Annotated in this window: 18 protein-coding genes and 2 pseudogenes; 15 read left to right on the top strand and 5 right to left on the bottom strand. The window is 37.9% G+C overall.

Annotated elements, in window-relative coordinates; translation table 11 throughout:
- Positions 1-334: 334 nt before the first annotated feature.
- Both JCM10596_RS08495 and pulA read left to right on the top strand, forming a co-directional pair.
- Positions 335-841 carry a ferritin gene (locus JCM10596_RS08495; RefSeq protein WP_025026754.1) on the top strand — a complete coding sequence of 169 codons (507 nt, stop codon included), beginning with the start codon at positions 335-337 and terminating at the stop codon, positions 839-841.
- Positions 842-909: 68 nt separating this feature from the next.
- Complete coding sequence (gene pulA, locus JCM10596_RS08490) at positions 910-2,877, top strand: type I pullulanase (protein WP_025026753.1); 1,968 nt, start codon at positions 910-912, stop codon at positions 2,875-2,877.
- On the opposite strand, the gene JCM10596_RS08485 is transcribed toward pulA, so the two are convergent.
- Complete coding sequence (locus JCM10596_RS08485; protein WP_148302543.1) at positions 2,867-3,433, bottom strand: hypothetical protein; 567 nt, start codon at positions 3,431-3,433, stop codon at positions 2,867-2,869. The genes pulA and JCM10596_RS08485 overlap by 11 nt on opposite strands.
- A gap of 253 nt (positions 3,434-3,686) precedes the next feature.
- Between JCM10596_RS08485 and JCM10596_RS08480 the strand changes: the two genes are divergently transcribed.
- The 9 genes from JCM10596_RS08480 (at position 3,687) to JCM10596_RS08440 (ending at position 14,741) form a co-directional block, all read left to right on the top strand.
- Positions 3,687-4,007 carry a hypothetical protein gene (locus JCM10596_RS08480; protein WP_148302542.1) on the top strand — a complete coding sequence of 107 codons (321 nt, stop codon included), beginning with the start codon at positions 3,687-3,689 and terminating at the stop codon, positions 4,005-4,007.
- A gap of 306 nt (positions 4,008-4,313) precedes the next feature.
- Complete coding sequence (locus JCM10596_RS08475) at positions 4,314-4,703, top strand: GntR family transcriptional regulator (RefSeq protein WP_025026750.1); 390 nt, start codon at positions 4,314-4,316, stop codon at positions 4,701-4,703.
- The gene (locus JCM10596_RS08470) at positions 4,696-5,598 is read left to right on the top strand and encodes an ABC transporter ATP-binding protein (RefSeq protein WP_025026749.1); all 903 of its coding nucleotides are present in this window, start codon (positions 4,696-4,698) and stop codon (positions 5,596-5,598) included. The genes JCM10596_RS08475 and JCM10596_RS08470 overlap by 8 nt, the downstream gene beginning before the upstream one ends.
- Complete coding sequence (locus tag JCM10596_RS08465) at positions 5,573-7,018, top strand: DUF6449 domain-containing protein (protein WP_025026748.1); 1,446 nt, start codon at positions 5,573-5,575, stop codon at positions 7,016-7,018. Before JCM10596_RS08470 ends, JCM10596_RS08465 begins: the two co-directional genes overlap by 26 nt.
- The gene (locus tag JCM10596_RS08460; protein ID WP_025026747.1) at positions 7,015-7,569 is read left to right on the top strand and encodes a hypothetical protein; all 555 of its coding nucleotides are present in this window, start codon (positions 7,015-7,017) and stop codon (positions 7,567-7,569) included. Before JCM10596_RS08465 ends, JCM10596_RS08460 begins: the two co-directional genes overlap by 4 nt.
- A 161-nt stretch (positions 7,570-7,730) precedes the next feature.
- Complete coding sequence (locus JCM10596_RS08455) at positions 7,731-9,119, top strand: efflux RND transporter periplasmic adaptor subunit (protein ID WP_025026746.1); 1,389 nt, start codon at positions 7,731-7,733, stop codon at positions 9,117-9,119.
- Between the two features lie 13 nt (positions 9,120-9,132).
- Positions 9,133-12,162 (top strand): efflux RND transporter permease subunit, encoded by a 3,030-nt coding sequence (locus JCM10596_RS08450; protein ID WP_025026745.1) that lies wholly within the window; start codon positions 9,133-9,135, stop codon positions 12,160-12,162.
- Positions 12,163-12,178: 16 nt separating this feature from the next.
- Entirely contained in the window at positions 12,179-13,423 is a 1,245-nt protein-coding gene (locus tag JCM10596_RS08445) for a TolC family protein (protein WP_025026744.1), read from the top strand.
- Between the two features lie 127 nt (positions 13,424-13,550).
- Entirely contained in the window at positions 13,551-14,741 is a 1,191-nt protein-coding gene (locus JCM10596_RS08440; RefSeq protein WP_025026743.1) for an acyl-CoA dehydrogenase family protein, read from the top strand.
- Positions 14,742-14,850: 109 nt separating this feature from the next.
- On the opposite strand, the gene trhO is transcribed toward JCM10596_RS08440, so the two are convergent.
- Complete coding sequence (gene trhO / locus JCM10596_RS08435; protein ID WP_025026742.1) at positions 14,851-15,753, bottom strand: oxygen-dependent tRNA uridine(34) hydroxylase TrhO; 903 nt, start codon at positions 15,751-15,753, stop codon at positions 14,851-14,853.
- 80 nt (positions 15,754-15,833) lie between these two features.
- On the opposite strand from trhO, the gene JCM10596_RS08430 reads away from it, so the two are divergent.
- Both JCM10596_RS08430 and JCM10596_RS08425 read left to right on the top strand, forming a co-directional pair.
- Entirely contained in the window at positions 15,834-16,235 is a 402-nt protein-coding gene (locus JCM10596_RS08430; RefSeq protein ID WP_025026741.1) for an SLAP domain-containing protein, read from the top strand.
- Between the two features lie 87 nt (positions 16,236-16,322).
- Positions 16,323-18,281, top strand: coding sequence for an ATP-dependent DNA helicase (locus tag JCM10596_RS08425; RefSeq protein WP_234410451.1), 1,959 nt, complete (start codon positions 16,323-16,325; stop codon positions 18,279-18,281).
- Here the strand turns inward: JCM10596_RS08425 and JCM10596_RS24620 are convergent.
- Positions 18,268-19,538: pseudogene (locus JCM10596_RS24620) on the bottom strand (UDP-glucose dehydrogenase family protein). The gene JCM10596_RS08425 and the pseudogene JCM10596_RS24620 sit on opposite strands and share 14 nt — an antisense overlap.
- Positions 19,539-19,582: 44 nt before the next feature.
- Positions 19,583-20,683: a glycosyltransferase gene (locus JCM10596_RS08415; protein WP_025026739.1), complete on the bottom strand. Its 1,101-nt coding sequence runs from the start codon at positions 20,681-20,683 to the stop codon at positions 19,583-19,585.
- Between the two features lie 193 nt (positions 20,684-20,876).
- Between JCM10596_RS08415 and JCM10596_RS30140 the strand changes: the two genes are divergently transcribed.
- On the top strand, positions 20,877-21,278 hold the full coding sequence (locus JCM10596_RS30140; protein ID WP_234410450.1) for a glycosyltransferase family protein: 402 nt from the start codon (positions 20,877-20,879) through the stop codon (positions 21,276-21,278).
- Positions 21,275-21,940 (top strand): annotated as a pseudogene (locus tag JCM10596_RS24615) (glycosyltransferase family 4 protein); the annotation flags it as partial. The gene JCM10596_RS30140 and the pseudogene JCM10596_RS24615, both read left to right, overlap by 4 nt.
- A gap of 167 nt (positions 21,941-22,107) precedes the next feature.
- Here JCM10596_RS24615 and JCM10596_RS08405 read toward each other — a convergent pair.
- On the bottom strand, positions 22,108-22,899 hold the full coding sequence (locus JCM10596_RS08405; protein WP_025026738.1) for a glycosyltransferase family 2 protein: 792 nt from the start codon (positions 22,897-22,899) through the stop codon (positions 22,108-22,110).
- Between the last annotated feature and the right edge of the window lie 2 nt (positions 22,900-22,901).

Genomic DNA, 22,901 nt, shown 5'->3' with positions numbered 1-22,901 from the left:
AGTTTATGTAACATTCGCTTATAAAAGGACATAGTAAACAGTATCGTAAGAAGTTTTTCCTATCTTAAAGGAGAAATTTTCAAGCGGTACTGTTTTTTCGTGTTCTAACCATCGGTAAGAACCTAATAAGGGAGACAACCATCAGGTGGAGTAAAAATTCTATCCGATGGAAGTATACTTTATTTTTGACTTGGCTTCTTTTCTAATTTATAATAATTATAAGATAATCTTTAATCTAATTAAGAATGAATCTCAATACAGATTATTCGTTCCAATTGGGTAAAAGAATTAATAAAAGGAAATAATATAAAAAGAAAATGGGAGTGATTAGAACATGTTAAGTGATAATCTATTGAAAGAACTGAATGACCAAATTAATTTAGAGTTTTATTCTTCGAATTTGTATTTAGCTATGGCTGCTTACTGTGCGGAAGAAAATTTAGATGGATTTGCTAATTTTTTTATTGTTCAAGCCGAAGAAGAGAAATTCCATGCCATGAAAATATTTCATTTCATTAATACGCTAGGTAAGAGGGTTACGATCTCAGGATATGGTGCCCCTAAGAATGATTATTCTTCAATCCTAGAAGCATTTGAAGATGCATATGCTCATGAAAAAACAGTAACAAAACGGATTTATCATTTATCGGATATTGCTTTGAATGAACGCGAGCATGCGACAATCAACTTTTTAAAGTGGTTCATTGATGAACAAGTTGAAGAAGAAGCTACATTTGATTCTATTATACAAAAATTAAAAAGAATCAAAGGGGATAGCAATGCCCTGTTGATGTTAGATGCAGAATTTGCAAATCGTACCTTTTCACCAGAGAATGAATAAGATATAGAATCATTAGCCTGCCAAGAGAGACTTGGCAGGTATTTTACTAAATATAAGGTGGTAAAAAGATGGAGCATCAAAAGGATATCGACGAGAAGATTTCATTTGGTGGTTCGGAGGTTGTCCAAGGAATGCAGGTGCATTCTACAGAGTTCGATCTTGAATACTATTACGACGGTGCTGATCTAGGAAGCCATTATTCGAACAAAAGGACATCTTTTAGATTGTGGGCTCCTACAGCGAATGAAGCACGAGTGGTATTGTATCAGACATGGGATGGACCACCTCTGGAAGAAATGACAATGATGCGTGCGGAGAAAGGGACTTGGATTTTACAAGTAGAAAAAGATTTACATGGCATGCTGTATACCTACAAAGTGTTGATAGGAGAACAGTGGAATGAAGCCATTGATCCTTATGCTAAAGCGGTTTCTGTTAATGGTGACCGAGCCGCTATCATTGATATGAAACTCACGACCCCAGAAAGATGGACGACAGATAAGCCTCCTTTTGATTCGCCTGTAGATGCCATTATTTATGAATTGCACATTCGGGATGTATCTATGCACCCAGAAAGTGGAATCCAGCATAAAGGAAAATTTTTAGGATTGATCGAAGAGGGTAGAAAAGGACCTCAAGGAATCTCAACAGGTCTAGATTATTTAAAACAGCTTGGGGTTACACATGTCCAGCTTCTCCCCATTTTTGACTTTGCTACGGAAAGTGTTGATGAAACTAAACCAGATCAAGAGCAATATAATTGGGGGTACGATCCTAAGAATTATCAAGTCCCTGAAGGCTCTTATTCCACGGATCCATTTGATCCAGTCATTAGAATAAAAGAAATGAAGCAGATGATCCAAACACTTCACGAGCATGGTATACGAGTGATTATGGATGTTGTTTTTAACCATGTGTACAATCCGCTTCAGACATTTGAAAAGCTTGTTCCCGGATACTATTTCAGGTATTGGGAAGATGGGGAATTGTGCAATGGTTCTGGCTGTGGAAATGATATCGCATCTGAGCGGTGGATGGTCAGAAAGTATATCGTTGATACGATCAAATATTTTGTTCAAGAGTATCATGTTGATGGTTTTCGTTTTGATCTGATGGGTTTACATGATATCGAAACAATGAATCAGGTTCGCCAAACGTTAGATGAGATTGATCCATCCATTATTGTGATTGGGGAAGGCTGGGATCTTCATACGAACCTGCCAAGCGAGGAGAGAGCCAATCAGCATAATGCTGCTCAAATGAAACATATAGCTCATTTCAATGATCGAATCAGAGATGCGCTGAAGGGTGTTTCTCATAACCATCATGACAAGGGATTTGTTAGCGGAAATCATTGGAAAGAGTTTGAAGTGAAAAAGGGGATTGCAGGAGCCATTGCGTATCATGAAACACTGCAGTCTTTTGCTGATGAACCAACACAAACAGTAACTTATGTAGAGGCGCATGATGACCACACTCTTTGGGATCAACTGAAGATAATCAACGCTCATGAAGATGAGGATGTTCTAAAAAGAATGCACTTACTTGCTACAGCCATTGTTCTTACCTCACAGGGAATTTGTTTTCTGCATGCTGGTCAAGAATTTTTACGCACGAAGGGAGGCGAACGAAACAGCTATCGTTCACCTACTTCAGTCAATCAATTGGATTGGAGCCGCTGTGCTCAGCATTTTGATATTGTACAATCTGTTCAGAAGTTGATCGCTATTCGTAAAAAACACCCAGCCTTTCGAATGAGAACAGCAGAACAAATAAGAGCCCACTTATTTTTTGAGCAGGCTCCACAAGGATGTTTAGCGTATACCATAAGAAACCATGCGAATGGGGATTCAGCCAAAATTTTATATATAGGACATAATGCAAACTCTTTTTCCAGAGAGTTTATTTTACCCCAAAATACTGGGTGGGACATCTTATATGGGCTACGAGAAATTGAGCAGAAAAGGGAGAATCAACAAAAGGAATTTATCATCAAACTGGCTCCTTATAGCTCGATGATCTTGGCTAGTTCATAGAATTTTCTTCTAGTACTTCACTACATGTCCGAGAAGTAATGGCATATTGAATCAATGTTTCTTGGACATACTTTTTCCCATCAGAATCTTTGTAAACGATCTTGATCCCTTTTGATGAGCTTGTAACAGATGCATTCGAGGTAAGAACGAAGACTAAATTCCACTCTTCCCCTGGTTGTATTTTTGCTCCCTTTGCTTGGATACGATTTTCCCATTCTTTTGGTAAGGGGAAAGAATCTTCATTATTAGGAGGCCAGTCTCCAAAACCAACCAGTGCTTCATTGGGCTCGAGCTTAAGCATAAAAGCTTCAGCTAATGCCAAATTATCAGGCTTAATCAGAGATACTTCAGTAATTCTTATCTCTTTATCACCTAAATGTCTTAGAAAGGTATCTCCAAACATCCTGCTATCTCCTTTTTCGCCAGGTATACAATCTATTCCAGGAGTTTGCCCAAGATCGAGTATATTTTCATTAGAACCTATAGTGGAACATGCGCCCATTAGTAATAGGATGAGAAACATGAATAATGTGAAACTTATGATCTTGTTTTTCATCTGTCCAAACCTCCCTTTAACTTTCTCTTGTTTAATCGTCGGTACGACGCTTTCCTCTTTAGGAGAGAAATAATCGACACTAAAAGCCAGACATATCTTTGTATTAACTATAACTGATAGGAAGGATGAAAAATGAGTAAAAAAACATTTTTTTTTTGTTGCTCTCGCCGTTGTTCTAATTATACTTGCTTTTCAATGGGTATATGGTGATGATAATAAAGATAAAAGAAATTGGCAGACTTTAAAAGAAGAATTGAATCTTTCAATAATCGACCAAATTACAATTAGGGGAATAGTCGGAAAGCCAGATCTTATTTTGGAGAAAGATAAAGCAGAAGAGTTTTTGCGCTTTTTAAAAAATGCTAGTTTTGACCAAAGTAATAGAAGAGGATTTGGACCTACACCTGAAATCATAATTGAATTAAAATATAAAGATGGTACTTATCTTAACCTCACAACAGTACAAGGAATCCTTTTTGAGATTCAGCCTATTCACATAGATTCCGACTCACAATTTGTCATCGAAAGTGAAGATCTTGGTGAATGGTTACAAGTATTTAGAGAAGGCAAATAAACATATCTTTTTAGCAGTAAGACGATAGAGTAACGAACCGTGCTCTATCGTCTTTTATTGTTTCATTTTCTTATATAAAAGCACGCCAACAAGAATTTTCTCATTTTATACGTTTTCCTGTAGGAAAAACTGAAAAAAATCTATTTACAAAGTAAATCGATTCTGATAACATCTAACTGTATTAATAGTAATAGTACACTTACAACTGTTAGTACATATAATACGGAATTATAGATTTTGAACCTATAGAACTTCACTTGTGTTTTAGGTCATTTGAATAGATTCAGATTGTTGAGGGGGGCGAAAATGTTTGATTTAGACGTGCGCAGTCGGAAGCCAATTTATGAACAGCTAGTAGATAAGATCAAAGAACTAATCATCAATCAAGTGCTGAAGCCTGATGAGAAGCTGCCATCTGTACGAGTTCTATCGAAAGAATTGACGATTAATCCAAATACGATTCAGAAAGCATATCGAGAGCTTGAATATCTAGGATATCTTTATTCTGTTCAGGGGAAAGGAAGTTTTGTAGTGCCAATGGATATTATGCCAAATCAAGAGAAGTTAAAAGAGATAAAGGCAGATCTAATGAAGCTTCTAGCAGAGGCTATTTATTTGGGGTTGAAAAGAGAAGAGTTAGAGGAGTTATATAATGAGGTGATTCAGAGCATTGAAGGAGGAAGAAACATTGATTAATGTTGATAAAATCTCCAAATCATTTGATAGTTATGAAGCCGTTTCTGAAATGAACCTAACTGTAAAAAAAGGATCCATTTATGGATTGCTAGGATCTAATGGAGCAGGAAAAACAACACTCTTAAAAATGTTAGTCGGTATATATAAACAAGATTCAGGTACAATTAAAATAAAAAATGAAGCTATCTATGAGAATTTACCTCTTAAGCAAGTCGTCGTTTTTATTCCGGATGCCCTTTACTTTTTACCGCAATCCACGATAAAAAGTATGGCAGATTTTTATAGCCATTTTTATGCTAACTGGAATCAAGAGAGATTTGAGAAGCTTCAACAAGTTTTTGAAATGAAACCTACACAAAAAATTCAACGATTATCTAAGGGAATGCAACGTCAAGTATCCTTTTGGTTAGCTTTATCATGTATGCCAGAGGTGTTGATTCTAGATGAACCATTGGATGGATTAGATCCAGTGATGAGGCAAAAAATAAAAAACTTACTCTTTCAGGAAGTGGCTGAACGTGAAATGACCATCATGATCTCTTCTCACAACTTGAGAGAAATTGAGGATATTTGTGATCATGTAGGTATTATGCACAAAGGGAAATTAATAGTGGAAAAAGATTTAGATGATTTAAAAGCAGATACACACAAAATTCAAATTGCTTTTTCTGATAAAGAAAATGAGAAATTATTTACACAGGATTTGAAGATTTTGCATACTGAGAAACGCGGGAGTGTGTATGTGTATATTGTGAAGGGGAATGTGGAGAGCATTAAAAGAGTGGCTAAATCAGTAAATCCTCTTATATTTGACCTTCTTCCTTTAACGCTTGAAGAGATATTTGTTTATGAGATGGGAGGTGTAGGTTATGAAATTGAGAACGTCCTTCTTTAATATGGGACTGTTGAAGCAAGACTTTAAGCAGCATGGCTGGATAAGTTTAGCATACTTTGTTGCTTTAATCTTCATTATACCCATGAATCTATTGATGATAGCCACAAATCCAAAGCATCATTTGTATGATTCGCCATATTTATCTGAATTAATCTATGTAGAGTTTGGTTTATTAGTTATCTTTGTTATAGGTGCTTCAATTGCTACGGGAATGTTTATTTTTCGTTATCTTCATGTGAAGGAATCGGCTGACGCAATACATAGTTTACCGGTTCTAAGAAGAGAATTATATTTTACTCATGTGATTAGTGGTTTAATTATGCTATGTGTACCTACATGGCTTACGGCTATTGTCACGTGGATTGTGTATCAACTTGTTCCGATGAGTAGTCGTTTATCAAGCTCAGAATTGTTTGCGACTATTGGAGTCATCAGCCTGATGAGTGCGGTTATTTACATCTTCACTGTAGGTGTTTCCATGATTACAGGGCAATTTGTAGCACAGGGAGCTCTAACGGTTATTCTATTATTTTTACCTACTGGATTAATGGCTTTGATTGGATATCATTTAAGCCTATTACTTTTTGGCTTTTCTTCAACGTATTTGGAAGCTAACGGATTATCTTATTGGTCTCCTCTTGTGCGTATTGCGATGATTCAAGAGCAGTCTTTTGATACGAGTGAAGTCATCTTATACTGTATTTTAGCCATTGTATTTTTAGTCGCTGGTTATCTATTATATAAGGCTCGTCACATTGAAACAGCAACGGATACGATATCATTTAAACTTTTGAAACCGATCTTTCGTTATGGTGTTACCTTTTGTATGATGTTGGTAGGAGGAGCTTATTTTGTAACATTTCAGCAGGAAGTACATGGCTGGCTGTATTTTGGCTATGCTGTAGGTGCAATTGGAGGTTATTTCGTTGCAGAGATGGTCCTTCAGAAAACTTGGAGAGTGTTTGAACTTAGACTAGTAAAAGGTTTTCTTATCTATACCATTGTCATTATAGTGTTGGTGATAGGGCTCAACAGTGATATCTTAGGTTATGAAACAAGAGTTCCTGAACTTGAACAAATCGAAGGAGCCTATTATGGTTCACCCTATGGATTAAACGAGAAGCTAAGAAATGATCAGAAGGCATTTGAAAATGACCCAGCTTTTGTGGAGAGCATTAGAGAATTACATGAAAAAATAACGACTGATCAGCCAAAGGCGTCTGAAGGAGGAACTGAATCGGAAGAGTCCTATACCCATGCTTTTATTGCTTATAAATTAAAGAGCGGTGGCGTATTGGTTCGTCAATATACGGTTTCAACTGAGGCAATAGAGGAGCAGCTTCGCCCTATTTATGAATCCAAAATCTATAAAGATGATTACTATGCTTTGGATCAGTTAGATATACCAGCGATCGGATGAGTATAGAGTCTGCCGAATATGTTCTACAAAAGAGTGTGGTTCTTTCGGATCCACTTGAAATAGAAGAATTTCAGCAGTTACTGAAAGAAGATATCTATGCATTAAGATATGATGAGATGGCAGATAGCAGAAAAGAATTGGCGAATGTAAGTCTTTTGTTATCTAATGATGAACGATCTTTCTTTAGAATTGGGCGTCATTATCGAGGGGTTGAACAGTGGTTAGAACAGAAAGGGTATTTGTCTACTATTCAAATCACCCCAGAGGAGGTTGCCTATATTGAAGTAGCTAGAGTTACAAATCAATCTAACCAATGGATACATCCTGAAGAAATATTTGGGAAGGTGTATTCGTTAGATCAGAGGTATGAAATCGAAAGCCAGATTATTAGATTAGAAGACCAAGAGGATATTGCACAAGCGTTACAATTATATGGAGGATATAGTGGTCAAGAAATGTATTATGTCATGTTCACCACGATAAAAGGCAAGGAATTTTATGGTTCATTCAGAGAAAAACAGTTACCTGCTTTTATGTCGAACTATTTTTAAGAGGACGACAAGAGGGAACGAGAGTTTCTTTCATCCCCCACTTTTCTTCAAAAGGTGGGTTTTTTTTCTTTTTCTTAAAATCTTGATAATTTCTTAATATCTTTATATTACTATTTAAGAAGATCAATTACATATTGCTTTGGGAATGAGGAGGAAGACTTGTGAGAAAATGGGCATTTATCATAGTTATTATGATCTCAACGCTCTCACTTATTGGATGTACTCAAGATGCTAGTGTAGAAGTTCAAAATGAGGAAGTCCTTGAGAAAAAAGTGAAAGTACAATCTGTAGGAATGGAGAAATTGGGTGTGGCTAATATGATTAGTGCAGAGTTGCTCCCATCTAGTAAGGCAACGATTTCCGCAGAAATTTCGGGAAATGTAGCTCAAAAAAAGGTAGAGGTTGGAGCTAAGGTAAACAGAAACCAACTCCTTCTTGAGCTAGAAAATAAAGAGATGGCATTAAATTATAAGAGAGATGAAGTTTCAGCTGATAAAGCGATCCTACAGGTACAAAAAGCCAAAGACGATCAGAAAGTAACTGTACAACAAGCTGAGAGTACGGTGAGAGAAAGAGAAATCGCATTATCGGATACGAAAAATTCAAAGCTGAAATATGAACAAGCAGTGGAACAAGCTAAGCAGAATGTAACCAAGCTTACGATGCAATATGAAGCATTAGTTCGTAGTCATGAGGAACAGAAAATACTCCTCGATCATGGGGCTATCTCTCAGGAGGATTACAATCGATCCGCTACACAGGTGAGCAATATGTTACTGGACTTGAATCAAGCAAAACAACAGATCGAGCAAGCGAAAAAAGATTTAGAGGGTTTTGATGGTCAACTAGAGAATGTAGAAATTCAACTAACCCGAGCAAAACAGCAGTTGGAGCAAGCGAGGGCGAGACATAATTACGACCTGTTGGAAAGTTCAGCAAAAGAAACGCAGGTGACTAGAGAGTTGGCAAAAACTCAGCTAGATAAGAGATTTATTACTTCTCCAATTTCAGGAGTTGTCGTCAAACTAGATGTCAATGTCGGTGATTCAGTCAATCCGCAGCAAGTCCTGGCTTATGTTGAACAGCATGAAGTTTTACATGCCAGCACCTTTATTTCAGAACATGAATTTCGAAAAGTACAAGGAAAAGAAGAGATTGAAGTCTTTTTTCCAGTACTCAATGCTACGAAAAAAGGAAAGATTATCTTTCTATCTACCTCAAAGAATCAAGAGAAAAATGGATTCGAACTGAGAGTAGAAGTAGATAATCAAGAGCTGGCCTTACTACCGGGGATGTCAACGTACTTAACATTAGACGATCAGGGAGCGCGACAGGCGTTAACCATACCAAGCAATGCGATGATTGAGGATAGCGGACAGAAATACGTGTATGTGATTAAAGATGAAATTGCTCATCGTCGTGCCGTGACAATTGGTGAGTTTTTCAATATGAAAGTGGAAATAGTTGAGGGTCTACAGGAAGGCGAAACAATTGCCATAGTAGGACAAAGTCTCCTAAATGATCAAGATAAAGTCAAAGTAATTGAATAGGAGATCCTCTATAATGTTACAGACATTAATTGAGCGTAAACTCGTTGTTTTCATTATTTGTATTATTATTTTGGGAGCAGGGATCTTCTCCTCCTTCACTCTGCCGATTCGGCTTATTCCTGATTTAGTGGATCCTGTTCTTAGGATCGAGGCATGGGTGGATCATGATGTTGAACCTGAGAAGTTAGAAAAGGAAGTCGTTATTCCTATAGAAACCATTGTTTTAAATTCTCCTTATGTTCACAAAGTAGATGCGTCAACCAACACTAAAAACGTAAGTATGAGTATTGTTTATAAGGGTACAGCGACTCAACAACAGCAAGAGGACGTAAAACGAGAAGTTGAGAAAAAATTAAATGAACTACCCTTTAAATTAGATGGGAAGAGTGTACATCAATTTACGGCAGAAGATATGGAAATGATGGTCATTACTATCATTCCGGAGAATATAGAAGACATAGCTGTTCGTAATGAGCTTGAGAATGTTGTGATCCCTGCTTTGAAACAGATCCCTAATGTGAAAGAAGTGTATGATCAGTTAAAAAAGTATGATACTCATTATTCTTTCGAGATAAAACCAGAAGCGATTAAGGGAGTTCAAAAAACAGCTCAACTGGTTGAAGAGGTCCGGCGGATGTTCTCCTCTACTATTTTGGGGACACTTTCCTATCATGGGGATCAAGTTCCGGTCCGTTCAGAGCCAGATATTGTTTCGGTCAATCAATTTCATCAATTGAAGTTATCAGATGGAAGCCGCCTGGCTGATCAAGTAGACATTCAAGTGAAAACAGAAGCTAGTTCCATATATCGTTATGTCAATGGTCAACCCTACTATTTATTAACCATTAAGGTGCCAAAAGGAACTAGTGAAGTGAAAGTGGCTAAGTTAGTACGTGATAAATTAGAGCAGCTCCATGAAAATAAGACAACAAGCTGGGATTATAGATATATTTGGGATAGTTCCTTATTTATTGGTCAGGCAGTTCAAGAACTGATTACAAACATCCTCATTGGTGCGGTGCTAGCGGTTATCATTCTTCTCATTGTTTATCGTAGTATTCGTACGATGCTTGTCATTGGATTAAGTATCCCGATTTGTATTATGAGTACCATGATTGCAATGGACTGGTTTAACTACAGTATCAATTTGATTAGTTTAATTGGACTTGGAATTGGAACAGGAATGATTGTTGATGCTTGTATTGTTGTGCTTGACAATATTTTCAGCAAGATTCAAAAAGGAATGGAAAGAAAAGAAGCTGTGATTGAGGGAACAAAAGAAGTATTTAGTCCGGTGCTTTCTTCTGTTTTGACAACCATTTCTGTCTTTGTCCCTATTGCGATTCTAGAAGGTCAAATAGGAATGTTTATGAATCAAATGGCACTAACAGTAACCATGGCATTGCTTAGCTCATTATTAGTTGCCTTTATTATCATTCCCATTTTTTCACTTCGGTTTATAAAGGTTAAGGAACAAGCACCTCATTTTGCAAGTACATTGAATGAGAGATTCATTAGATTTGTCACCTATTGTTTAAATCGAAAATGGAGAACGTTGTTTGTATTTATTTTGGCTCTAATTACTTCCATTGCTCTATTAGTTGTAGTGGTACCGAAGGGGTTTATGTCACCCATTCAAGAGAGGGCTTTATATATAAGCTATGATATTGATGAAAAAACAGATCCAGATATTAGCAAAGAGTTAATCACCGTCATTTCTAAGAAAATACAGCAAGTAGAGGGAGTTAAAGAAGTCTTTTATGAGATCAATGAACCCGTTACTCATAATGGGATGATTTATGTCCATTACCTTGATGAGAATGAGATGACTCGAAAAGAAGAAGAAGTAAATCAAGACATCATCAAGCTTTTTGACCAAGAAGTGCCTGCTACAGCAGTACGTATCAGTACGGGTCAATCCGATACCTCAGGACAAACCATGATTGCTGTAAAGTCCAGTAGCATGGAAGCCATTGTGGCAAACTTACCTTCCATTGTAGAAGAGTTAAGCATATATCCTGGAGTGACAAGTGTGGATTCGAGTATCTCTGAAAAGCAAACAGGATGGGTGATTCGGTTCTCAGATGAACAGCTACAGAAACAATCGTTAACTAAAACTTCTGTGGAACAGTACATCTCTATGATTTTACATGGTGTTAAGGATGTGGACATCAGCCTGAACGGAGTAAGTGAGAAAGCCAACATTACTTTTCCAGAGTACTATCTTAAATCCTCAGAGGCATTGTTCCAGCTCCCGCTTGATGAAAATAAACTAACGACGATTGCAAGTGTAGCAGAGGTTAAAACAAACATCATTGAGGGAACTAGAATGAGAAGTGATGGTCTATTCCAGTCAACGATTAAGATTCATTATGATGAAACAAATAAACAGGAGATCATCAAACTCGTAGAGAAATATATGAATCAATATCCTATTCAGGATATAGGGTTGTCTTTTCTTGGTTCAGAACTACAACAGGCAGAAGGTTTCCAAGACTTGATCAAAGCCCTTGTTGTTTCCATTGTTTCAGTTATGCTGATCCTTATTATTCAATTTAACAGCATACGTCAGCCATTCATTATATTTATCTCACTGATATTTACAGTGATTGGGGTGACGATTGGATTCTTAGTTACTGCTCGAACATTCGATATCATGGCGATGATAGGGCTTGTCATGTTGGCAGGAATTGTCGTCAACAACGCGATTGTCTTAATAGACTTTATTAATAAAAATCGTGAGCGCTATGAAACATTGCGTGAGGCGGTGTTACAGGCAGTAAGATCAAGGATTAGGCCTATCTTTACAACGACGATTACCACAGCTAGTGGACTAACGCCCATGTTTATTGGTGGAACAGCTACTTCTAATTTCCAAACACCTATTGCTACGTCTGTAATATTTGGGTTATTGTTTTCTACCTTTATTTCACTTGTTTTAGTTCCAGTGCTTTATGAGTTCTTTGAAGGAAGAAGAGAAAGAAGATTAAAAGAAAAGCTTGAAAAAATGAAAAATGAACCCGTTGTAGAGACAACGGCCTAAGAAAGGGAGGAACATAATGAATAACAAACGATTCAATCAATGGGTGATCCTTTATACCATCACCGCACTGATCTTTGGTACATTTTTGGTGACGTTAGCTACTCCTGGAGAAGTGGTTGCTTCAACAACGAATCAAGAGGACAAGAAAGAAGAAGAGAATAAGGAAAAAGAAGAGGAAAATCTTACGCTTGATTTAGAAAGGGTGTTGAAGCTAGGTTTAGAGGATAACTTCAATTTAATGTTAATTCAATATCAGGTTGAAGAGATGAGATATCAAGTGTTAGATCAAATCAGGGCAGCAGATCAATTGACAGGTACAGGACCTGGTAATTTACTTCCAATCGTCAAGTGTGAACCTCCAGCAGATGACAAAGACGAAGAAGGAAAAAAAGCGTTTGAAGAATGTGAAAAAAAGAATGAAACAAATAGAAAAATTAACAAGAATATAGAAGCAAGTTTTGAAGCCGAAGTACAGAGCCAGAGAAGACAGATTGAAAACCTTGCTCAAGACATGCTATATAATGAAAGAAGAAGTACTTTTGAAATGGAAGATACAAAAGAAAAAATCCGCTTAAATTTAATTGAAAGCTATATTAATCTTGATGTGCTGAAAGCCTCTGCCGAGTTGCAGAAAGAAAATGTAGAACTCTTAAAGAAGGATTATGAGCTTAAAAAAATACAACACTCTCATGGAACAGTTTCGAAAAGAGAACTGAGAAAAGCGGAGCAAGAGCTACAAAAAGCAACTCAACAGAGTGCAGACATGGAGTTAAATCACAAAAGAAGTGTAAGAAAACTATTATGGAACTTAAATCTTGATCCGAAAAAGGAATATACATTTGTTCCTGTTGAAAAAATAGAGAATAAGGAATATGAGATTCCTTCAAACATTAAAGAATTAATTGAAAAGACAAATGCAATCCAACTTGCGCAAGAAAAGTTAACCAAGGCGAAAAGAGATCAAGCAAATGCAGAAAGCCAATTATATAGAGATCACGAATTAAAGCAACGAGCTAAAAAGCAAGCCGAAGATAAATTGAAAATCGAAGAACAAAGCATCAAACAATTAGAATTAGACATCGAATTAAAAATTATTGAAACGTTTGAAAAAGCAAACGAACTATACGATCAGTATGCTGAGATGGAAGAAAAGCTTGAAGATTTACTTGAGGAATACGAAGTAAATCAAACACTTTTTGAAAAAGGGTTTGTATCGAAGCAAAAGCTGGATCAATTAAAGATTTCTGTCAAAGCAAACTGAAGTTGAGCTTTCAAAATTAACCATTCAACAATACATGTATCGTCAATTAATCGAAGCATTAGATCGAGGCTTTATCCAACAATAAGTAGCCATTAAGAAACAGCAGTACTAATTTGGAGGGGTGGAGATGAAGTCATACGAATTAGATATGTATGTCTATACAGAGGAACAAAAACAATATCTAGAAAAAGCCCACTCTCTCTCTCAAATTTTTGCTGCAAGAGCCAAAAGCTTTGATGAACAAGGAGCATTTCCCTTTGAGAATTATGCAGACCTGAAGGAAGCGGGATTCTTAGAATTGACAATTCCTAAGAAATATGGCGGGAAAGGGATCTCATTAACTACATTATTGCTGATCATGGAGCAAATAGGACGAGGAGATGCTTCTACGGCTCTTGGGCTTGGCTGGCATTTGGGTATCCTGCTCAACCTCTTTCATACTCAAGCCTGGGATGAGAAAAACTATCAAAAAATCTGTCGTGAAGTCATTGAGAGAGGGGCTATGATTAACAGCTGCTCTACTGAACCTGAAACGGGGAGCCCAAGTCGAGGTGGAAAACCCCAGACGACAGCAAAGCTAGTGGAAGATTCGTGGATCATCAACGGGCGTAAAACTTGGAGTACATTAAGTCCGATTTTAGATTATTTTATTGTTTCGGCAAGTATTGAGGGGACGGAAGAAACAGGTGCGTTTCTAGTTCCTCGGAAAGCACAAGGGCTATCCATTGAGGATACGTGGAATAGCATGTCTATGAGAGGAACAGGAAGTCATGATGTCATATTGAACCAGGTACAAGTTCCTCTAGAAGCTATTGTAGAAAGGAAAAGTCTAGCAGACCATTCGAAGAAGAACAAAGATGGTGGTGGATGGCTGTTACATGTAGCTGCCTGCTATTTAGGAGTAGCGCAGGCAGCAAGAGACTTTGCTGTACAATTTGCCAATGACTATCAACCGAACAGTCTTGGAGGGCCTATCGCAGAGTTGCCTCAAGTTCGCGATAAAGTAGGGAAGATGGAGATCGAATTAATACCCGCTAGAGCTCTTGTTTATCAGATGGCAAAGGTGTGGGATGAATATCCAGATGAACGAATGGGACTTAAGCCCGAATTTGCAGCAGCAAAGTATACAGCAACCAATTCTGCTGTTCGAGTGATTGACCTAGCTATGCGCATTGTTGGAGGGAGAAGTATTTTGAAAGAATATCCTCTTGAAAGATATTATCGCGATGTAAGAGCAGGTCTACATAATCCGCCTATGGATGATGTAACGATTCTATGGTTGGCACAAAAAGCATTGAGTACTGATAGAAATGAATAACTCATGTTGACGAAGTGTAATAGAAAAGGACTTATTCACGTGCGTATAGGGCATTTGAATAAGTCCTTTTCATTCCTTTGTTTGTTGATAGGATTGTTTTTTTAGTTTATTAAGCTTGGTGGTAGTGCTGATTTGATTCCAAGCATTTGCTTGAACAAAAGCGCTGATATTTGGGTTCACATTGTTCACAGCAAATATGTCTTTGATCGCAGGTTACATCAGCACAGTTAAGGTATCGATCGGCAGGCTGCCCACAGTGGGAGCATTGACTCACGATGATATCCTCAACCTGATTGATAGGGACAGCAATACGGTCATCAAAAACATAGCATTTTCCATCAAAAAGCTGTCCTTTTACTTCGGGATCTTGCCCATAGGTAACGATTCCCCCATGTAATTGTGAAACATCAGAAAACCCTTCTTTTTTTAAGAAGCCAGATAGTTTTTCACAACGAATTCCACCGGTACAATAAGTAAGAATTTTTTTGTCTTTATATTGGCTTAGATTCTCTCTGATCCACTCAGGGAATTCTCTTGTTGATTTGACACCAGGTCGAATCGCTCCACGAAAATGTCCGATCTCATATTCATAGTGATTTCTACCATCAAGAATGATGACATCCTCATTCTGCAAGGTTTCATAGAATTCTTTTGGGGAAAGGTATGCACCGGTCACTTGGTTAGGGTCAACATCATCCTCTAAATTAAACGTAACCAATTCCTTTCGTGGGCGTACATGCATCTTTTTAAAGGCGTGACCTTCTGTTCGATCGATTTTAAAAACCATATCATGAAAAAGAGGATTCTCATGCATGATCTTCATATATTCATTCGTTTGATCAATAGTGCCAGATACAGTTCCATTGATCCCTTCAGTAGCAACCAGGATGCGACCTTTTAGTTCTAATTCTTGACATCGTTTCAAATGTTCCTTCGCAAATTGTTCTGGGTTTTCAATAGGTATATACTTATAATAAAGTAATACTTGGTATTGTTCTTGTTTTATACTCATTGCCATACATACTCCCTATTGTCATTTTTTCGTTTCATATTATACCATTCAATCGAACAAGTAGCTACTGGAGGCAAAACATGAAAGAGATTCCTAAACAAAAGCTTAGATATGAAAACACCTGGAAAAGAACCCTTGCTCAAAAAGACTTGAATGAAATAGAAAGTCTATTTCATTCCTTATCTGAACCTAGCTTAAGTACGATTCAGTTTATCCCTTTTCGCGTTGCTTATAATCATAGAGGGGATTTGCTAGCTACTGTTTTGATTCAAAATGCGACAAATGAACATTTTGAGTTGAAGCAATGTCCTATTCGCTTTGAGGATGCAGAAGGTTACTTGGTACAAGAGAATTTCTGTTCAGATAAATTGAGGGTGGAGGCATATAGCACGACTCCGTGGACCTTTATTTTTCCTAAGCAGAACTTGCAGAGAGAAACAATAAATGTAGTAAAGTGGTCCTTGGCAGTGGATTCTGACTAACAGGGGCGTGAGATACGGGTTAAGTATAGAAGGATTTGGAAACACTAGTTAAAATAAAGAAAAATACGGATACGGGGGATCGGATCATTGAACCGAAAATTACCATTTCAAATAGATAAGACCAAAACAATTTACGAACAAATCAGTGATTGGGTTGGTGATGTATTTTACGATATCCTTCCTGAGGCAGGCTTTGAATTGAGGGATGAACAAATCTATATGGCTTTTCAATTAGAAAAAGCATATAAAGAAAAAAGTGTCCTTTTTGCTGAAGCAGGGGTTGGGACAGGGAAAACAATTGCTTATTTACTATATACTCTCTGCTATGCCCGATATACAGGGCGAGCAGCTATTATTGCCTGTGCCGATGATATTCTGATTGAACAATTAGTAAAACCAGGTGGAGATATTGATAAATTATCAAAAGCGTTACATATAAACATGGATGCTAGACTAGCAAAATCTCATGAGCATTATCTCTGTCTTGAAAAATTGAATGATGCAAGAGCAAATGAAGAGGGTGCAGATGCCCTACATGAAATCTACCATCAGCTCCCTTCATTTGTCACAAAACAAGAAACGATGCAGAGCTTTCATCATTACGGAGATCGCAAAGAATACCCAAACTTAACTGATGAAGAATGGCAAAAAATAAACTGGGATACTTTTCGGGACTGTTTTTCCTGTCCTGAGCGTCAACGATGTGGACTTACTTTGACACGAGATTACTATAAAAAAGCACAGGATTTCATCATTTGTTCTCATGATTTTTTTATGGAGCATGTCTGGACATATGATGCCAGAATGAGAGAAGGGCAGCTTCCCTTATTGCCAGAAGCTTCTGTTATTGTCTTTGATGAGGGACATCTGCTAGAGATTGCTGCTCAAAAAGCGCTGACCTACCGCATGAAAGAGGAGACAGTAGAAAAACTGTTAGAAAGAATGCTTAAATTTAACATTCGAGAAGAATTTGCTTATTTGATTGAGGATACGATTCAAGAGAATATGCTGTTTTACAGCTTGCTCAGAAAACACTCCCAGGCAGTAAAAGGTTCTGAACGAAGAGAAGTCATGATGAACGCTGAACTTATTCATTCAACAAAACAGCTTTTTCAATATCTAGAGCAAATCGGGAATGAATTAGTGATTGAAAGTGAATTGTATTCTATGGAAGAATATGAACAAAAAGTGATCGAAGAGTATATCGACTCTTGCTCGTACTCTCTTTCCTTACTAGCCAATCAAAGTAACGCTATTTTTTGGCTGGAGGAGCATCAGGATCAGGTTACACTCGTTCTTATGCCAAGAAAAGTGGAGGAAATCTTGCACCAACATGTCTTCTCTAAGAAAATACCGATTCTCTTTTCTTCGGCTACTTTGTCAGAGAATAAATCGTTTGAGTTAATGGCTCGTTCTTTAGGAATTAGCCAATATCAATCGTTTACAGTAGAGTCACCCTTTGACTATGAACAGAATATGAAGGTCTTTATTCCGAGCTTCACAGAGTCAGATGGATGGTTTCATAAGTTTGAAATGGTAAGAAAGTTTCTTATTCAAGAAGGGGGGAGAGGTTTGATTCTATTCCCTTCTCCAGAAGAGCTTCAAGCATTTAAAGAACAAAATACTCTTTTTGATGCACCGTTTCCTTTTTATTATGAAGGAGATATGGAAAGAAGTGAACTTGTCCAATTATTTCAGCAGCATGAAGAGAGTGTACTATGCTCTTCAAGATTGTGGGAAGGACTAGATATACCAGGTCCCTCCCTGACCCATGTGATCATTTGGGATCTTCCTTACCCACCGAAAGACCCTGTCTATAATGCCAAAAGAAAAGAAGCTCATGATCCTTATTGGGAAGTAGATGTCCCTTATATGCTTTTACGATTAAGACAAGGGATTGGAAGGTTAATTAGGACAAGTACGGATCATGGTACCGTTACGATTGTATCACAGGACCTAAAAGAAAACCCTCGCTTACTTGAGCGAGTCACAGCGGTTCTACCAGCAGGTGTGCCTATTGAACCCTCCTTTTTCATAAAAGAGTAGAGGAGTGTACCCCACTTTTCTTGCCCACTCCTTCATAGAGAAAGCCAAGTTGACTTAGCATATGTGCGTCAAGCATATTTCTACCATCAAAAAGATAGGGATGCTTAAGTAGCTTATTGATTTTTTTCCAATCGAGCTGGCGATATTCAGGCCAATCCGTGCATATCAATATAGCATCTGCATCTGTTGCTGCTAGATAAGGGGTTTCACATTGGGTGATATGAGAAGAGAAAGTGGAGGAAGGTAATGTGGCGACAGGGTCATGTACCTGAACAATCGCTTTCTCTTCATCAAGAACCTGTAGAATTTTCAAGGAAGGGGATTCTCTAAGATCATCTGTGTGAGGCTTAAAAGCTAAGCCGAGTATCCCCACTTTCTTTTCTTTTAATGACCCTAGCATGTTTCTGATTTTTTCAATCATGTAGAGAGGTTGTGTTTTATTTACTTCTACGACTTTTTCCAAAATAGTGAGGTCAACTCCATGCTTCTTAGACGTATGAAGTAATGCATCCACGTCCTTTGGAAAACACGATCCTCCATAGCCAATTCCCGCCTGTAAAAAATGCTCTCCTATGCGATGGTCTAAGCCCATTCCTTCTGCTACTCCCTGAATATCGATCTCTAAATGGTCACATAATTTTGCTAGCTCATTCACAAACGAAATTTTTAAAGCTAGGAAGGAATTAGAAGCATATTTGATAAGTTCTGCTGAGGAAGAAGAGGTAATAAGAATAGGACAGCAGGCTTGTTCGTAAAGCTTATTCAAGATTGTAATCGCTTGTCTACAATCGCTGCCAATGACGATTCGATCTGGCTGAAGAGCATCATATAGCGCAGACCCTTCACGGAGGAACTCTGGGTTTGAAACGACTGCAAAGTCATCAGCTTGACTACAGCTTTCCTTGATCCACTGCTTGACTTTATCCGATGTACCTACTGGAACGGTGCTTTTAACCACGATCACCTTAAACTCATGTAGACATTTACCTATTTCTTTGGAAACTTGCTCTAAGAATTGCAAGTTGCTCTGCCATCAGGGAGAGAGGGAGTACCGACACAAATAAAGATCAAATCGTTTTCTTTGACAGCTTGTTCTAGGTTTCCTGAAAAAGTAATGTGTCCAGTTGATAGATGTTTTTTTAGTAGCTCTTCTAACCCCTTTTCATAGAAATGAAGACGTCCATTATTTAGTTGTTCTATTTTTTGAGGATCGATATCGATTCCAGTTACATGATGTCCCCATTCGGCAAAAACCAATCCTGTAGTGGTCCCTACATAACCTGTACCAATCACGAGGATCTTCATTTTTTTCGCTCCTTTTTTAAGACGTGATCATAGATTTGCTCCAATTTGTTTGCTTGTTTCAATATGTCGTGCTCACGTTCTATCTTTTTCCTTGCATTATAAAGGATTTCTTCGAGTGGCAGAGGGGATTCCAGCACATATTGAATCATGTTAGCTAATGCATAATGGTCACCTTCTGGAGCGAGAAACCCAGTCTGTTTATGAATAATCAGTTCTGGAATTCCTGCATGTCGAGTTGAGATCACGACTCTCCCTATAGCCATGGCTTCCATAATTGAATTGGGAATGCCCTCTTGATCTCCATCCTTTCCTGTGCGAGAAGGTAAAACAAACAGGTGTGAACACTTTAATTCGTTGATCACCTCTGAATGAGAAAGGGCTCCTTTCCACTTAACTTGGCTCTGAACTCCTAATTGCTTAGCTACTAATTGGAGTTCTTTTTTTCTTGGTCCATCCCCAACAATGATGAGCCGCGTTGTAGGGTAACATTTCAAAATCTGGGCAAAGGCTCTTAGTAATAGGTCAGTCCCTTTTTTCTCAACCAGTCTCCCTACGGTTAGGATACGGAAAGAACCGTTCGATTGGATTTGCTCAGTAAGCTGCTGCCGAGGGAGGAAGGGGAGTTTCTCTAAATGAATCCCTGATTTTAAGATGGTGACCTTCTGAGCAGGACAGCCCAGTGAAATCAAACGTTTTTTCATGTGTTCTGATACAACGGTGAAAGCTTCTCCAGCTCTGAATAAATGTGTGAGTTGTTTTCGATAACGTTGGTTTCTTACTTGTTTACTAAGATCTGATCCATGAAAGGAAGTAAGGAGGGGGAGTTTCGCTCTTTTTTTGACTGGAAGCATCTGAATTCCTCCGCTACCAAATCGGGCGTGAATCAATTTGCACTTCTTTGTTTTGATGAAGGGATAAATCTGGCTTTTTTTTCGAAGCCGTACCACTCTTTTAAAAGGAAAGAGATCAGCATGGTCTGTTATTTCTCTAGTGAATACATACGGCTTATATTTTTTAAGCTGTATGAGCTGCTCATAGATAAACGTTTCGCTAATGGGGAGGTATTTATAACGAAAGACAGCCATTGGTATTCTCATGGACATTAGCTCCTTTTCTTATCCTATATCGTATTCCTCCCTCACAAAAGGAGATGATTGTCCCTTGATATTTAGGCATGAAGGGGAAGGAGGGAAAATAGTTAATTGCCTAGTTCCACAGTTGCCTATAGGTAATAAACTGTTAAGAGGAATCATCGTCTTGTTATGTATCAAAGTAAAAAGGAGGATATGCATGAGGCTGTGTTTTGTATGCACAGAAAAACACCCAGTTCCAGCTGTGAAAGGCGGGGCTATTCAAATACTTATTGATGGAGTCTCTCCTATTTTGAAAAAAAAGCATGATATTACTATTTTTTCAGTTAGTGACCCAACATTACCCAAGCAAGAAAAAACAAACGGAATCCAGTATTTTCGTCTGCCAAGGAGTAATTATATAGCAAGGGTTGCCAAAAAAATCGCCTCCAAGACTTTTGATGTGATCCATGTCTTCAATCGTCCTAAATATGTCATGAAGCTAAAAAAAGCTGCGCCTAATAGCAGGTTCGTTCTCAGTCTTCATAATGAAATGTTTCATCCATCGAAGACTCAGCAGAAGAGGGGAAAAAGGTCATCACAACTGTGGAGAAGATCATGACTATAAGCGACTATATTGGAAGAACCATTTGTTCTAGGTTTCCAAAAGCGAAAAAAAAGCTTCAGACGGTTTATTCTGGCTGTGACTTACAAGCTTATCATCCTATTTGGTCAACAGCAGCAAAGAACACAAGGGCGCGCTTGCGGAAAAAATATGGTGTGAAAAGTCGGAAAGTGATTTTGTTCGTTGGGAGGCTAAGTGATAAAAAAGGTCCTCATCTTTTGATTAAAGCTATGAGGCAAGTCCTGAAAAAACATCCGAATGCGGTGTTGATGATCGTGGGAGGAAAAAGCTTTAGTGATAATTCTCTAAATAGCTATGTCAGATATCTTTTGAAATTAGCGAAACCATTAGGAAAAAAGGTTATTTTCACCAAATATATTCCTGCTTGGAAGATAAACAAACAATATCTTGTGGGAGATCTATTTGTTTGCAGTTCAGTTTGGCAAGAGCCTCTTGCTAGAGTTCATTATGAAGCGATGGGGCTGGATTGCCAATTATCACTACCGATCGTGGCGGGAATGCAGAGATTATAGAGCATAAGAAAAACGGCTATGTTGTCAAAGATTATAAAAACCCGAGAGCATTTGCCAAAGCGATTCATTATATGCTGTCCAACTCTTCAAAAGCAACCCAATTTGCCAAAAGGGGACGGGAACGTTTAGACGAAAACTTTGGCTTTCAGCATGTTGCCAAAAGATTAGAAAAGATGTATGAGGAAGCTTTCCTGCTTAAATCATCTTAACATTCATATCAAAAAGCTGACTTCAGACATGGAGCGATCTCCTCCTATGCTTCATGAAAGCCAGCTTTAGTCCCTTGCAGGAGTCTAGATTCTCTTAAGCTCTTTTATAATAAGAAAACCAGCCTTATTATAGCTGAAAATAGGTTTATATACATTTCCCCATTTCCATAAGTAGTGTTGAATGACCATTTTTCGGAGAAAATTTCGCTTTTTAATAGAATCTCTTTTTGTTAATTGATTCTGGTGTTTTCGGCGAAAGTATAAGTATTTGTTAATCCAATGGATGGGGTATTTTTCAATGAGCTTTAGACACATTCGACGGTCTTCCATAATACGTCCCTGATAAGGATCGCTCGTATCCCATCCCCCAACATCTTGCACAGCTTCAGTGCGATAACATCTGGGGTGAAGCATTTCTGTCAGATACACAAGGAAATCATATTTATTTTCAAAAGGACGATGTTTTGTATAAGCAAATACCTTCCATTGTCCTTTGATCTTTCGAACCTTTTTAATGTTTCCATAGAATAAGGCTGTTCGTTGATCTGTTTTTCTGATAGCCTTGGCAAACTCCTTTAAGGCATGAGGCGCAAGCCAGTCATCTGAATCAAGTTGAATAAAATAGGGAGTTGTGATTTCTTTGAGCGCACGATTCATCACATGCGATATTCCCAGATTGTTAGGGAGTTGAATAAGCTCGATTCTACGATCTTTGAGGTGAGGAGTAATAACATCAAGTGAACGGTCATTTGAGGCATCATCGATAATTAGTAATTTCCAGTTGCGGTAAGATTGCTTTCTTACACTCTGAATGGCTTTGCCTATCATTTTTTCACGATTATAATTAGGGATCACGACTGTAAATAAGGTTTCCACAT

The sequence above is a fragment of the Caldalkalibacillus mannanilyticus JCM 10596 genome, assembly GCF_000615945.1.
In the GTDB taxonomy this organism is placed as follows: Bacteria; Bacillota; Bacilli; order Caldalkalibacillales; family JCM-10596; genus Bacillus_AT; species Bacillus_AT mannanilyticus.
This window is presented reverse-complemented; position numbering and strand designations above follow the sequence as displayed.

Coding starts and splice junctions, on each gene's coding strand:
- JCM10596_RS08495 (WP_025026754.1), top strand. CDS start 335: ATGTTAAGTGATAATCTATTGAAAGAACTGAATGACCAAATTAATTTA.
- pulA (WP_025026753.1), top strand. CDS start 910: ATGGAGCATCAAAAGGATATCGACGAGAAGATTTCATTTGGTGGTTCG.
- JCM10596_RS08485 (WP_148302543.1), bottom strand. CDS start 3,433: ATGAAAAACAAGATCATAAGTTTCACATTATTCATGTTTCTCATCCTA.
- JCM10596_RS08475 (WP_025026750.1), top strand. CDS start 4,314: ATGTTTGATTTAGACGTGCGCAGTCGGAAGCCAATTTATGAACAGCTA.
- JCM10596_RS08465 (WP_025026748.1), top strand. CDS start 5,573: ATGAAATTGAGAACGTCCTTCTTTAATATGGGACTGTTGAAGCAAGAC.
- JCM10596_RS08460 (WP_025026747.1), top strand. CDS start 7,015: ATGAGTATAGAGTCTGCCGAATATGTTCTACAAAAGAGTGTGGTTCTT.
- JCM10596_RS08450 (WP_025026745.1), top strand. CDS start 9,133: ATGTTACAGACATTAATTGAGCGTAAACTCGTTGTTTTCATTATTTGT.
- JCM10596_RS08445 (WP_025026744.1), top strand. CDS start 12,179: ATGAATAACAAACGATTCAATCAATGGGTGATCCTTTATACCATCACC.
- JCM10596_RS08440 (WP_025026743.1), top strand. CDS start 13,551: ATGAAGTCATACGAATTAGATATGTATGTCTATACAGAGGAACAAAAA.
- trhO (WP_025026742.1), bottom strand. CDS start 15,753: ATGAGTATAAAACAAGAACAATACCAAGTATTACTTTATTATAAGTAT.
- JCM10596_RS08430 (WP_025026741.1), top strand. CDS start 15,834: ATGAAAGAGATTCCTAAACAAAAGCTTAGATATGAAAACACCTGGAAA.
- JCM10596_RS08415 (WP_025026739.1), bottom strand. CDS start 20,683: ATGAGAATACCAATGGCTGTCTTTCGTTATAAATACCTCCCCATTAGC.
- JCM10596_RS30140 (WP_234410450.1), top strand. CDS start 20,877: ATGAGGCTGTGTTTTGTATGCACAGAAAAACACCCAGTTCCAGCTGTG.